At 41.2% G+C, this 12,535-nt stretch carries 17 protein-coding genes; all 17 read left to right on the top strand.

Translation table 11 applies throughout. The features are described 5' to 3' along the window. Positions 1 to 322 precede the first annotated feature (322 nt). The 17 genes from F8L24_RS01825 to F8L24_RS01745 all read left to right on the top strand — a co-directional run bounded on the left by F8L24_RS01825 (position 323) and on the right by F8L24_RS01745 (position 12,475). Positions 323 to 1,192, top strand: coding sequence for a DnaJ C-terminal domain-containing protein (locus F8L24_RS01825; RefSeq protein WP_294951191.1), 870 nt, complete (start codon positions 323 to 325; stop codon positions 1,190 to 1,192). Positions 1,193 to 1,203: 11 nt separating this feature from the next. Further along, positions 1,204 to 1,575: a helix-turn-helix transcriptional regulator gene (locus tag F8L24_RS01820; protein ID WP_294951190.1), complete on the top strand. Its 372-nt coding sequence runs from the start codon at positions 1,204 to 1,206 to the stop codon at positions 1,573 to 1,575. A 152-nt stretch (positions 1,576 to 1,727) separates the two neighbouring features. Beyond that, the gene (locus tag F8L24_RS01815; RefSeq protein WP_294951189.1) at positions 1,728 to 2,435 is read left to right on the top strand and encodes an outer membrane beta-barrel protein; all 708 of its coding nucleotides are present in this window, start codon (positions 1,728 to 1,730) and stop codon (positions 2,433 to 2,435) included. A gap of 146 nt (positions 2,436 to 2,581) precedes the next feature. Next, positions 2,582 to 4,873, top strand: a complete 2,292-nt coding sequence (locus tag F8L24_RS01810; protein WP_294951188.1) for a polysaccharide biosynthesis tyrosine autokinase — start codon at positions 2,582 to 2,584, stop codon at positions 4,871 to 4,873. After that, the gene (locus F8L24_RS01805) at positions 4,870 to 5,613 is read left to right on the top strand and encodes a CpsB/CapC family capsule biosynthesis tyrosine phosphatase (RefSeq protein ID WP_294951187.1); all 744 of its coding nucleotides are present in this window, start codon (positions 4,870 to 4,872) and stop codon (positions 5,611 to 5,613) included. Before F8L24_RS01810 ends, F8L24_RS01805 begins: the two co-directional genes overlap by 4 nt. A 57-nt stretch (positions 5,614 to 5,670) precedes the next feature. Further along, positions 5,671 to 6,423, top strand: coding sequence for a polysaccharide biosynthesis/export family protein (locus F8L24_RS01800; RefSeq protein WP_294951186.1), 753 nt, complete (start codon positions 5,671 to 5,673; stop codon positions 6,421 to 6,423). Continuing rightward, positions 6,416 to 7,435 carry an MraY family glycosyltransferase gene (locus F8L24_RS01795; protein WP_294951185.1) on the top strand — a complete coding sequence of 340 codons (1,020 nt, stop codon included), beginning with the start codon at positions 6,416 to 6,418 and terminating at the stop codon, positions 7,433 to 7,435. The genes F8L24_RS01800 and F8L24_RS01795 overlap by 8 nt, the downstream gene beginning before the upstream one ends. Before the next feature lie 86 nt (positions 7,436 to 7,521). After that, the gene (locus tag F8L24_RS01790; protein WP_294951184.1) at positions 7,522 to 8,787 is read left to right on the top strand and encodes a nucleotide sugar dehydrogenase; all 1,266 of its coding nucleotides are present in this window, start codon (positions 7,522 to 7,524) and stop codon (positions 8,785 to 8,787) included. Then, the gene (locus F8L24_RS01785; protein ID WP_294951183.1) at positions 8,787 to 9,830 is read left to right on the top strand and encodes an SDR family oxidoreductase; all 1,044 of its coding nucleotides are present in this window, start codon (positions 8,787 to 8,789) and stop codon (positions 9,828 to 9,830) included. Before F8L24_RS01790 ends, F8L24_RS01785 begins: the two co-directional genes overlap by 1 nt. A gap of 152 nt (positions 9,831 to 9,982) precedes the next feature. After that, the gene (locus F8L24_RS01780; RefSeq protein ID WP_294951182.1) at positions 9,983 to 10,300 is read left to right on the top strand and encodes a nucleotidyltransferase domain-containing protein; all 318 of its coding nucleotides are present in this window, start codon (positions 9,983 to 9,985) and stop codon (positions 10,298 to 10,300) included. Continuing rightward, positions 10,287 to 10,445 carry a HEPN domain-containing protein gene (locus tag F8L24_RS01775; protein WP_294951181.1) on the top strand — a complete coding sequence of 53 codons (159 nt, stop codon included), beginning with the start codon at positions 10,287 to 10,289 and terminating at the stop codon, positions 10,443 to 10,445. Before F8L24_RS01780 ends, F8L24_RS01775 begins: the two co-directional genes overlap by 14 nt. A gap of 347 nt (positions 10,446 to 10,792) precedes the next feature. Next, positions 10,793 to 11,083 (top strand): nucleotidyltransferase family protein, encoded by a 291-nt coding sequence (locus F8L24_RS01770; protein ID WP_294951180.1) that lies wholly within the window; start codon positions 10,793 to 10,795, stop codon positions 11,081 to 11,083. Beyond that, entirely contained in the window at positions 11,076 to 11,417 is a 342-nt protein-coding gene (locus F8L24_RS01765; RefSeq protein ID WP_294951179.1) for a DUF86 domain-containing protein, read from the top strand. Before F8L24_RS01770 ends, F8L24_RS01765 begins: the two co-directional genes overlap by 8 nt. Positions 11,418 to 11,473: 56 nt before the next feature. Continuing rightward, complete coding sequence (locus F8L24_RS01760) at positions 11,474 to 11,764, top strand: nucleotidyltransferase domain-containing protein (protein ID WP_294951178.1); 291 nt, start codon at positions 11,474 to 11,476, stop codon at positions 11,762 to 11,764. Continuing rightward, entirely contained in the window at positions 11,757 to 11,924 is a 168-nt protein-coding gene (locus tag F8L24_RS01755) for a hypothetical protein (RefSeq protein ID WP_294951177.1), read from the top strand. The genes F8L24_RS01760 and F8L24_RS01755 overlap by 8 nt, the downstream gene beginning before the upstream one ends. Before the next feature lie 12 nt (positions 11,925 to 11,936). Beyond that, entirely contained in the window at positions 11,937 to 12,143 is a 207-nt protein-coding gene (locus tag F8L24_RS01750) for a hypothetical protein (RefSeq protein ID WP_294951176.1), read from the top strand. Further along, positions 12,134 to 12,475, top strand: coding sequence for a type II toxin-antitoxin system PemK/MazF family toxin (locus F8L24_RS01745; RefSeq protein WP_294951175.1), 342 nt, complete (start codon positions 12,134 to 12,136; stop codon positions 12,473 to 12,475). The genes F8L24_RS01750 and F8L24_RS01745 overlap by 10 nt, the downstream gene beginning before the upstream one ends. The last annotated feature ends 60 nt before the right edge of the window (positions 12,476 to 12,535 follow it).

The raw sequence follows: 12,535 nt of genomic DNA, 5'->3' as shown, positions 1-12,535 counted from the left end.
GTAAAGATACTTTTGATCACAACCCCCGATTCTATGAGCAGACCAACCACTTTGGGACTGTCTGCAATGAAGGAACCGTCTTTGGAAAAAGCATTTTCCCTCAGCCTCTGGTATATCTGCACTTCAGGCAGGTCAATATCGTCTATATAGATAAAATTCATAGCGTATTGTACAAAATATTACCCTCTTTTGATGATACTGCCAGTAAAAATATTAAAAATAATACCATGAAAATTCGTAAACTTGATTGACATTGACTAAAGTTTTTTGATATAATACCCTTAAAATAAAGCAATACTTTAAGTGAAACAGGAAGAAAAATATGTCAAAAAGTTTATATGAAACACTCGGAGTCAGTGAAAATGCCAGTGCTGACGAAATAAAAAAAGCCTATAGAAAACTGGCAAGAAAGTACCATCCCGATATCAACAAGGATGAAAGTGCGGTCGATAAATTCAAAGAGATCAATGCTGCCTATGAAGTGTTGAGCGACAAAGAGAAAAAAGCCCAGTATGACCAGTATGGCGACCAAATGTTCGGTGGTCAGAATTTCCACGATTTTGCACGCGGACAGGGGCAGGGGGTCGACCTTGACGAAATTCTGCGCCAAATGTTCGGCGGAGGCGGAGGCGGCGGTTTTTCCGGCAGCTTCGGCGGTGCGCAGGGCGGTTTCGGAGGTTTTGGCGGCTTTGGTGCCCCGAACCTTGATGTCCAGGCGCGTATTACAGTACCGTTCATGACAGCAGTTCAGGGCGGAAAATACAAGATCAATGTGGAAGGCGAAAGTTTCGATATCAAGATCCCCGCAGGGATCAGGAGCGGAGAAACACTGCGTGTCAGAGGCAAAGGAAAATCTCATCAGGGGCAGAGAGGTGACTTGCTGATCAAAGTCGATATTGCCGCATCGGATGAATATGAGAGAAAAGGCGACAATCTCTACAAAACCTTCGATGTCCCTCTGAAAGAGGCACTGTTCGGCGGTAAGGTGCAGGTGCAGACACCGGAGAAGGAAGTTTCCCTGAAAGTGCCCAAAAATACGAAGAACGGCCAAAAATTCAGGCTTAAAGGCAAAGGTGTTCCAGACAGGAAAACAGCCATGCGCGGAGATCTCTACCTGATCGCCAATGTCGTACTTCCCGATGCTGATACACTCGATCCTGAAGTGAAAAAAATACTTGAGGAAAAACTGTAAAGGAGTGAATAATGCATAGTTATGATGAACCGGTATACCTGATCTCAGTAGTAGCAACCATGTTGGATATCCATCCCCAGACACTCAGACAGTACGAGAGGGAAGGGCTGGTAGAGCCTTCCCGTACCGAAGGGCGTATGCGCCTTTATTCGCAGAGAGACATAGACCGTATGAAACTCATCTTGCGTCTGACCCGTCAAATGGGTGTGAACCTTGCCGGAGTAGATATTGTACTGCAGCTCAAAGAGCAGATAGACCAGATGCAAAAAGAGATCGAGCAGCTCAGGGAGGAACTCAGTAAAGTAAACCGGAACGGGTCAGTGCATATGAGTAAAGCCCTGGTCACAAAAAATGCGTATGATATTATCATTTTTGAAGAATAGAAATCTGTAAAAAATCTGCAAAAAAGAAGGGATATTTGCTTTCTTCATCTTCTTCCTCATTTTGAATGTGTGCTGTATAATGCTTTAAGTGAAAAAAAGATAGAATTAATTCGTTATGTAGGTGATATTAAAACGAATTGGAGGAAATGATGATGAAAAAGTTAGTGTATTCACTCGTGGCCGCTTCGGCACTGGGGAGCAGTGTATTTGCCGGCGGAGATATTTTACCTGCAGCGGTATTCAGCCAGGATGATAGTGATTTTTATATCGGTGTGGGAATGGTTTACAATCGTACGTATGCGACAGAGTCAGGCTGGTTCGATAATGCTACACCGACACAGGATCAAACCGGAGGCTTGACAGGGATCATAGGCTATAACTACAATAAATACATTGGGATCGAAGGACGTATTTCGGGAACGTTCTGGGAAAGAGACTATGCAGATTTGAAAACATACAGTATTTTTCTTAAGCCTCAATACCGTTTTCAGGAAGACGATACACAGAGTGATGATTATGATGATGCCTATGTCACCGTATATGGATTGGTAGGTTTCGGAAATTCACATGTGGAAGGTTCAGGCGGAGACAATACGTATTCGGCCTGGCCGGATGTCATTGGCCAGGAAATTATGAGCGAAACTGGTTTTCAATGGGGGCTGGGTGTGAGTTACACTTTTGTCGATATCGATGACGGAGTCCGAAAAAACACATGGTCTGTTTTCGTGGATTATACTATGACTGCAAACGATGCTGATATCAATTCAAGACTGTATGATTATGGTAACGGGAAAGATACTACGGTTTATCACAAGCTTTCAACAGACGGACTGACAGTCGGGATCACCTATACCTTTTAAAATCGGGGACTTCTCTTTTGCAGTCCTCTCCCCCTGTATATGAGAGGTTTCCCTATATCTTTTTGATGTTATAATACTGCTTTGGAATTTGATATCTATCTGCACACGTGGATATCAAATTGAAAATATTTCCCTGAAGGATTGCAATGCGACATGAAGTTTCTCCCATTGATGATGAAATAGACATTAAGGAGATATTCCGTACTCTATACCGCTATAAGTATATGATCTTCTTTTTTGTGTTGATATTTGGACTTGTGAGTGCTTATATCGCCTATTTTAAAGCCAATATTTATGAAGCTTCGTCGACCGTAGAAGTCGGTGTACAGGACCGCAGTTCGTCAAGCCATGATATTTTAAATGCTGCGATGGATCCGGGTGCCTTGAGTTCTGATACAGAGATAGCAATTATCAAGTCACGTTTTCTGGCAAAAAAAGCATTGAAATATGTTGACTTTACCCATCATTACTATACAACGAAAAAATTCAAAGAAATAGAACTGTATAAAAACGCACCGTTCAGGGTAGGTATGCTGAGAGGTTTCAATGTCTCTTTTGAACTTTATCCTATAGATTCAAAGCATTACAGACTGGTTGTTGAAAAAGCAAAGGACAGCAATGGTACAGAGTGGCATTACGATAAAGTACACCTTTACGGCGAAGAGATAGATACAGCACATTTTCATTTGAATGTGGTCCGTACCGGTAAAATGAAAGCGAACAGATATCGGTTTGACATTGCGAAAGACAATACGCCGTCCGGCGGTGTCAATGCGGCACAGACATCCAAATATTCTACGATCCTGAGAATATCGTATGAAGACAATGTCGCTTTACGGGCGCAGGAATATGCCAATGCACTTGCGAAGGCATATATTGAGCAGAATGTGGAGAAGAAAACCAAAGAAGCGACACTGAAACTTAATTTCATCGATAAACAGCTAAAACGTATTAATGAGAACCTGAAGAGTTCGGCAGTCAAGATCGAAGAATTTAAAAAAGGCACCAATACGATCAGTCTGAGTTCCAAAGCTGAAGTGATCATTACCCAGATGAGTGATGCAGAGGCAAAACTCGACACGATAAGTATGGAAAGCCAGATTTTAAATAATCTGTATAAACAGATCAAAAAAGAAAAGCATCTTGAATCCATCAGTATTGCGGGCATTGGTTCGGGCAATGAAGCGCTCTCTTCTCAGATCACTTTGCTTCAGGAAGCAATTTTGAAAAAACAGGTACTGCGTGAAGATTATACCGAGATGTATCCTGCCGTGGTTAAACTTAAAAAACAGATCAGTTATTTAAAAAGAAGTATTATCGATACGATCAAAAATCTTAAAGTCAGTATCAATGAGAAAAAGAAGCTACTTGAAAAAAGCATTGAAAAGTATCAGAAAAATCTCAATAAACTGCCTGCCGATGAACGAATGTACGGGCAGTTGCAGAGAAAATTCGCTGTCAATGAAAAAATATACTCCTATCTGCTTGAACAGCAATCTGCTACTGCCATTATCAAGGCAGCAACAGTCAGCCGAAACCGTATGCTTGACTCTGCACTTTTACCTGCTTCTCCCGTCAAGCCCAAAAGAAAAATGATCGTTCTTGTCGGCCTGATACTTGGGCTGATCGTGGGAATTTCGCTTGCATTTTTGAGGAATTTTCTCGATGACAGAATTCAGACAGAGGAAGATGTGACCCATGCGACAGACCTGCCGATGCTCGGGTATGTTCCTCATATGAAAAAAAGTACCGATGAGATCAAAGTATTTACCTCCCCCAAATCTGCCGTAGCGGAATCATTCAGGAATTTACGAACGAATTTACAGTTCATGGTACGAAAGAACAGATCACATGTCATAGCAGTCACATCAACGATCGGAGGAGAGGGAAAAACAACGGTCTGTATCAATCTTGCAGGCATCATGAGTATGGCAGGAAAAAAGACCATTCTTTTGAATCTCGATATGAGAAAACCGACATTGCATGAAAAGTTTGCTCTTTCCAATAAATATGGCATGAGTACATTGCTTTCCGGCAGTACGACCCTGAAGAATGTTATACAGAAAACAGCCTATGAAAATCTGGATGTGATCACGTCGGGACCTGTCCCGCCCAATCCGAGTGAATTGATACAGAAGGAATTGATGGACAAACTGATCGATAAACTGAGAGAAGTGTATGATGTTATTATTCTCGATACCCCGCCGATAGGCCTTGTCACAGATGCAAGAACATTGATGCATAAAGCAGATACCAGCATTTATATTCTACGGGCTGGGTATTCCAAAAAAGGATTCATCCATAAAATAAAGGAACTCTCTTCCCACCGGGAAATCCAGGGGCTTGCAATACTGCTTAATGATGTCAATATAGAGAGAAGCGGCTATGGCTACGGTTATGGCTACGGCTATGGTTACTACGCAGAAGATAAAAAATGATTTTTTCTTTATTTAAAAGAAAAAAAAAGCAGACAAAAAAATACGGCCCGAAACTTCGTGTAGATATTCATTCCCATCTGATTCCGGGTATTGATGACGGATCCCAGAGTATGGAAGAGAGTCTGACCCTTTTGAAGGGGCTTGAGGACCTGGGCTATGAAAAAGTCATTACCACTCCGCACATTATGTCAGATACGTACCGAAACAATGCAGAGAATATAGGCGCAGGGCTGAAAGCCCTGCGAAAGACTGCAAAAGAAAACGGTATTGGGTTGCAAATTGAAGCAGCGGCAGAATATTATCTGGATGATGCATTTTATGACGAATTGGCAAAAACGCACATATTGTCTGTCTCAAACCAATATATACTGTTTGAAAGTTCCTATATGTCCAGACCGATACAGATGGAAGAAATGATCTTTGCCATCGGTGAAGCCGGATATAAACCTATGCTGGCGCATCCCGAACGTTACCGCTATATTAAAGATCCCCAAAAAGAATATGCCCGGCTGAAAGAGCTTGGTGTGTTTTTTCAAGTCAATCTCAATTCGTTTGGCGGACACTATGGAAAGGGTGCAAAACGGTTGGCCCATTTTCTGAATGAAGCGGGCATGATAGATTTTTTAGGTTCAGATACCCATCATAACAGGCAGGTAGAAATGCTTTCCGATGTTTTCTGTCTCGATGTCTATCATGATGTTTTTAAACGCAATATGATTAAAAATGATATGTTGCTATAGGGTTTTATAAAGTATTTGATATCATATGTTTAAATATGAAAAGTGAGGAGTGAAGAAATGTACCCAATCAAAAAAATAGCAGCCGTTGCGCTGCTCAGTATTTTGTTCGCGGGCTGCAGCAGTAACGGGGATTATAAACTGCTGCAAACCAATTATGCAGTCAAAAGTCAAAACGTAACGGACAAAAGCATCGAATACCGGATCCTTCCCCAGGACAGGCTTGAAGTGATGCTCTACAAAGATCCGAATGCCGCTGCGGAAAGTGCGTCCTCCGAGTTGGGGCAGCGTTTGAATGAGAAGGGGATCCTTGTAGATACCGCAGGCAATATACGTCTTCCTCTAATCGGAAAAGTGCATCTTGCGGGCCTGACACAGACACAGGCAGCGGACAAGATCACAAGATTGTACAAGAAATATCTCAATACACCTTCTGTCTATGTTGAAGTATTGAATAAACGTATATTTATACTGGGCGAAGTAAGAAAACCGGGTCCTGTACCACTGGACAAAGAGAAAATGACACTTTTTGAAGCCTTGGCTGATGTAGGCGGCTTTACCGACTCTGCCGTAAAAAACAGGGTGATTATCCTTTCCAACACACCGAACGGCATACAGATGAGAAAGGTCGATCTTACCCGTTTTGATAAGATGAATTATGCCAGTCTCATGTTAAGACCGAATGATATTGTCTATGTACAGCCGGATGACTGGAAAGAATTCAAAGTCACTTCAAACAACTTTACTGCGCCGTTTGAAACCATTACAAAAATCGCAGCGCCGTTCGTGACACTTAAATATCTGAGTGATTGATCTCTCGATGCTGTTTGAATCTGTGAGCATTTTTTTACTCAGCGCAGTATTGGTCTGGATCGTCAGACACTATGCTCCTGTGCTGGGGCTTGTTGATGTGCCCAATGCCCGCAGCACGCATAATGTGGTCACACCCCGGGGAGGGGGGATCGGTTTTCTGCTCTCCCTGTTTCTGCTTTTTCCGTTTTTTCACCCTGATCTTCTCCTTCAGTACAAATGGACATTTGTAGCGATCCTGATGGTTTTTCTGACAGGTATCCTTGATGACCATCATGATACGTCGCCCAAAACAAAATTTATTGTGATCTTTATTGCTACAGTCTTTCTTGACCTGGACGGAATCGTCATTAACGAACTTGGTTCTTTTTTTGGAAAAAACCTGACATTGGGCTGGCTGGCATTGCCGTTTACGATGTTCGCTGTTTCCGGTTTTACCAATGCAAGCAATCTCATCGACGGTCTTGACGGTCTTTCTTCTTCTGTCAGTATTATTATTTTTGGTGCGTTTATGCTGATAGGCTATCAACATCATGATCTCTTTCTTTTTACCCTTTCCGGTTGTTTTATTGCAGCACTTTTGGCATTTTTGCTTTTTAACTGGTATCCTGCTTCGATCTTTATGGGTGACAGCGGCTCTCTCACTGTCGGATTTGTTATTTCCGTACTTGCGATCAAGGCACTGGCATATATTCCTACCGTCAGTGTTCTTTTCATTGCGGCGGTACCTATTCTCGATACACTGGCAGCCATGATACGCAGAAAACTCAGCGGACGGTCTGCCTTTTCGGCAGACCGGTGTCATGTACACCATATATTTAAACATTTTTTTTCGGAAAATACCCGAAAAACAGTTTTTGTTTTAGGGTTGATACAGCTTGTCTATTCGCTTGCGGGACTTCAAATGAATAAAAATACGGATGAAGGTTTTCTTCTGGTCCTCTTTTTGCTGAATGTTGTTCTTTTCTATCTTTTCCTTGCGGCCATGATCAAAAGACAGAAACAAGAGTGTTGAAAATGTGAAAAAGCATCTTTGGCAGAACTCTAATGACTTGCTTTTTAGCTATAATACTCCCGTAATAAAAGGAAGAGGAACTCCCTATGAATTATAAAATTGCTGTTATCGGTTTAGGGTACGTAGGTTTGCCATTGGCGCATGCGTTCAGTGAAAAGTACAAAGTAGTCGGCTTCGACATCGCCCAGTGGCGTATCGATGAGCTTGAAAGCGGGATAGACCGGACACTGGAACTGAGTGAAGATCAGGTCAAAGAAGCCATGGCGAACGGGATGGAGTTTACCAACCTGCTTGAAGATATTGCTGACTGCAACATTTATATTGTCACTGTTCCGACTCCTATCGATGAACATAAACGTCCTGAGCTTACACCTCTTGTAAAAGCGAGTGAATCCATCGGTAAAGTATTGAAAAAAGATGATATTGTCATCTACGAATCAACAGTATATCCCGGTGCCACCGAAGAAAAGTGTGTGCCGGTTCTCGAAAAGTTCTCCGGACTGAAGTTCAATGAAGATTTTTTCTGCGGTTACTCCCCGGAGCGTATCAACCCGGGAGACAAAGAACACACAGTGACCAGGATATTGAAAGTCACTTCCGGTTCTACCCCTGAGACAGGAGAAACTGTAGACAGGCTTTATGCCTCTGTTATTACAGCCGGGACACATCTGGCACCAAGCATCAGGGTGGCGGAAGCGGCCAAGGTCATCGAGAATTCCCAGCGAGACATCAACATCGCGTTCGTCAATGAACTGGCCATCATTTTCAACAAGCTCGGCATTGACACGGAAGCCGTACTTGAAGCGGCCGGTACGAAGTGGAACTTCCTTCCTTTCCGGCCGGGGCTTGTGGGAGGTCACTGCATCGGTGTGGACCCCTACTATTTGACGTACAAAGCCCAGGAGGTAGGCTACAATCCCGAGATCATTCTTGCAGGCAGAAGACTCAACGACAACATGGGTATGTACGTCGCCAACCAGGTACTCAAACTGATGATCCAGAAAGAGCATAAGATCGCCGGATCAAAGGTACTGGTACTGGGGATCACCTTCAAAGAAAACTGTCCGGATATTCGTAACTCCCGCGTCATTGATGTAATCAGAGAGCTTGAAGAGTTCGGTACGAATGTCAGTGTGTATGATCCGTGGGCAGACAGTGCGGAAGTCCAACGGGAGTATGGACTTTCCTTAATCGATCATTCAAAATTAATCATGGATCATTACGACGCAATCGTACTGGCGGTTGCCCATGACAAATTTGATGATCTTGACTTGGAAACGCTTAAAAACGGAGACAATACAATAGTTTACGATATTAAGTCAAAACTGAAAGAAAGTGACGGGAAACTGTGATGAATAAACTGGAACAATTAAAAGAACAACTTAAACAAGAGCAAAAGAGCTGGCTCATTACTGGAAATGCCGGCTTCATTGGTTCCAACCTCACAGAGTTCCTGCTGAACCACAACCAGAAAGTGGTCGGTTTGGACAACTTTTCTACAGGGTATCAACACAATATCGATGATGTTCTGGCATCCGTGGGTGAAGACAATGCGAAGAACTTCACCTTCATCGAGGGCGACATTGCCGATATGCAGACTTGCCAAAAAGCGTGTGAAGGTGTAGACGTCGTGCTGCATCAGGCAGCGTTGGGTTCCGTCCCCCGTTCCATCGATGATCCTGTCACGTCCAACCGTTCCAATGTTACGGGTTTTCTTAACATGATCACCGCAGCCAAAGATGCCGGAATCAAACGGTTTGTCTATGCCAGTTCCAGTTCAGTTTACGGTGACTCCGAAGAGCTGCCAAAGGTTGAAGAGCGTACAGGTAACGTTCTCTCCCCCTACGCGGCGATGAAAGCGACCAATGAACTCTACGGTTCTGTGTTCCAAAAAGTATACGGTATGGAGACGCTCGGCCTGCGTTACTTCAATGTCTTTGGACGTCGTCAGGACCCCAACGGTGCCTATGCTGCGGTCATCCCAAAATGGGTTGGTTCTCTTCTTGAAGGTGAAGATGTCTTCATCAACGGTGACGGTGAAACAAGCCGTGACTTTACGTACATCGACAATGTTATCCAAATGAACATCCTCGCCGCTACAACGGACAACCCCGAAGCGTTTGGAGAAGCCTTCAACGTAGCCGTAGGAGGAAGAAACACCCTCAACGAACTCTACGAGCTCATCAAAGATCAACTCAACCAATCCGTACAACACCAACAACCAATCTACAGAGACTTCCGCCCGGGTGACATTCGCCACTCCAACGCTGACATTACCAAAGCCAAAACCATGGTAGGCTACCAGCCGACACATGACATTTACCAGGGAATGGAAGAAGCAATTGAGTGGTATATTGAAAATATAGGTGGTAAGCATATTCGAAACACATTTTGACGTTTGGTCCCACCAAACGCCAGATCCCGGTTTATGCGGGTTGGCAATTCTGCACTTTCTTAGTATCCGAAATACGTTTTGACGTTTGGTAGGGCCAAACCTACGGGACATACCCATTTTTTTGCTATAATAATATGAAAAAAGGGGATATGATGGTCGATATAGAAAGAATTAAACCGGAAATTGTAGAAAGGCTAAAAGTGCTTAACCCCGATAAGATTATATTGTTTGGGAGTTATGCCAGGGGCGAGGCAAGAGAAGATAGTGATATTGACCTTTTTTTACTAATGAAGGAACCGAAGGAAAATATAGAAGCTAAAGCACTTTTTTTTCTGAGGGATCTAATGAAAAAATATCAAATAGGTTTCGATGTGTTGGCTGAAGGAAAAAACTTTATGGCAAAGCGTATAGACCCTTTTTACAATATAGCTATTATGCAACAGGGTAAATTACTGTATGGCAGCAAATAAACGATACGCTTCCGAATGGCTCCAAACGGCATTCCCTGATCTTCAGGGAGCGCATTTGCTTTATGAGGCAGATCATTATACTGATACTATTGCCTATGTGCTACACCAAAGTTTTGAGAAAACACTTAAAGCAGTATATGCATAAGATACGTTAAACTACATAGAACCAAAACAGTTCATGCCGGTTTCAAGAGATGTTTCCAACCGTACATTGGCTTTGCCGATGTATTCGGAGCTGTCGATACAGATTTAAAAATAGAACTGGTGGATGCATTTATCGAAGATAATAAGTATTTGGATTTTGTAACAAAAGAGTTGGAAGCCTTAAAAAGTACCAATGAAGTCACGAATACAACATCACCAAAGCCAAAACCATGGTAGGCTGCCAACCGACACATGATATCTATCAGGGGATGGAAGAGGCGATTGGGTGGTATATTGAGAATATTGGTAGTAAATAGTGTATAATATAAATAAAATTGAGGTTGTGCTATGACTAAAATAATTATTTTAGATTTTTTACGTTCTCATAAAGATGAAATGCATGAAAAATTTGGTCTTGTCAAAATAGGTCTTTTTGGATCTTATGTTAGAGATGAACAGAGAGATGATAGTGATATTGACTTAGTTGTTGAGATTGAAAATAGTAATAAATTTAGAAGTTTTTTTGGATTAAAGGCATATCTTGAGGATGCTTTACAAAAAAAAATAGATATTGGGATTGAAAGTAGTATTAAACCTATTGTTAAAAAATATATTGAAAAAGAGATTGAGTATGCCTAAGAGAGATAAAAAACTCTACATAGAAGATATACTTGATTCTTCGGCAGCAATAAAAGAATTTACTGAAGATCTAAACTTTGAAGATTTTAAAAATGATAGAAAAACATATAGTGCAACTATTAGGGAATATATTGTCATAGGTGAGGCTATTTCAACGCTTATTGATACATTGGAAGAAGAAGCTCCTTCGTATCCATGGCGTATGGTTAAGGATTTTAGAAACTTTATTGTACATGAATACTTTGGGGTTGATGCTCAAATCGTATGGGATCTTACCACTCAGGAGTTGGATGAACTTGTTGAGCATATTAGAAAAATAGAAGGTAGTAAATAGATGATTGAATGCTATCACTATCTCTTGACCACTAAAATCAAAAAAAGGAGGATTTCATGATAACCAATGAACTCATCATACACTTAAAGCACGTCAAGAGTGAATTAAAAAGCCGATTCGGTATAGAAGAGATTGCTCTTTTTGGGTCTTATGCGAGAGGTGAAGCGACAGAACAAAGCGATGTAGATATTGCCATACTCAAAATGCAAAAAAAGGATATTTTAAAAAGGTTAGAGGCAAAAGCATTTTTAGAAGCGCAATTAAATAAAAAAATCGATATGGGCTATTTGGACTCCATGCAGACATTTATAAAAAACAGAATTAAGAAGGACTTGATTTATGTCTAAAAGAGAGGTTGAATTCTTTGTTTTTGATATTTTTATAGCTATTTTAAAAGCGGATGCATTTATAGAGGATAATCAGTATTTGGATTTTGTAACAAAAGAGTTGGAAGCTTTAAAAAGTACTAATGAAATTACAAATACAATACCACGTAAAGTCACATAGAAAGGAGTTAGAATGCATACTATAAAATTAAAAGTTCAGGATGGTATCTATGAGCACATTATGTTTTTCCTAAAAAATTTAAATAGTCGACAATTACAAATTCTTGAAGATACGGTTACACCTAAAGAGAATGATGATACGATCAAAGTTTTTTCGGAACATACTGCTAATCTTATAGAGGATTGGCAAGATCCGGAAGAGGATTATGTATGGAAGTAATTGAAGGTGACGTTGTCTTGTGCGAGTTCTATTTTACAGATCTCAAACAATCAAAAAAGAGACCGGTTCTTGTCTTTAAAGACAATCTTCCTTACAATGATTTTGTTGCTATTCCTATCAGTAGCCGAATAGAATACTTGAAAGATGATGAAACTCTTTTAGAACGAAGTGCATTTGCAAAAGGCAATATCCCAAAAACTTCAAAACTAATGATAAGAAAAACATTTGTTGTATCAAAAAATGCCATTCAAAAGAAATATGGAACACTGTCTAATCAAAGTTTCAAAGCATTTCATAGTATGTTTTGCAAATATTTTGGATGTAAAAATTGATGTTGGAACTTTGTAGGTACATGAAATGAAAAAAATCCTCATAGTATTTGGTACCCGTCC

The sequence above is a fragment of the Sulfurovum sp. genome (assembly GCF_015493435.1).
Lineage (GTDB): Bacteria > Campylobacterota > Campylobacteria > Campylobacterales > Sulfurovaceae > Sulfurovum.
This window is presented reverse-complemented; position numbering and strand designations above follow the sequence as displayed.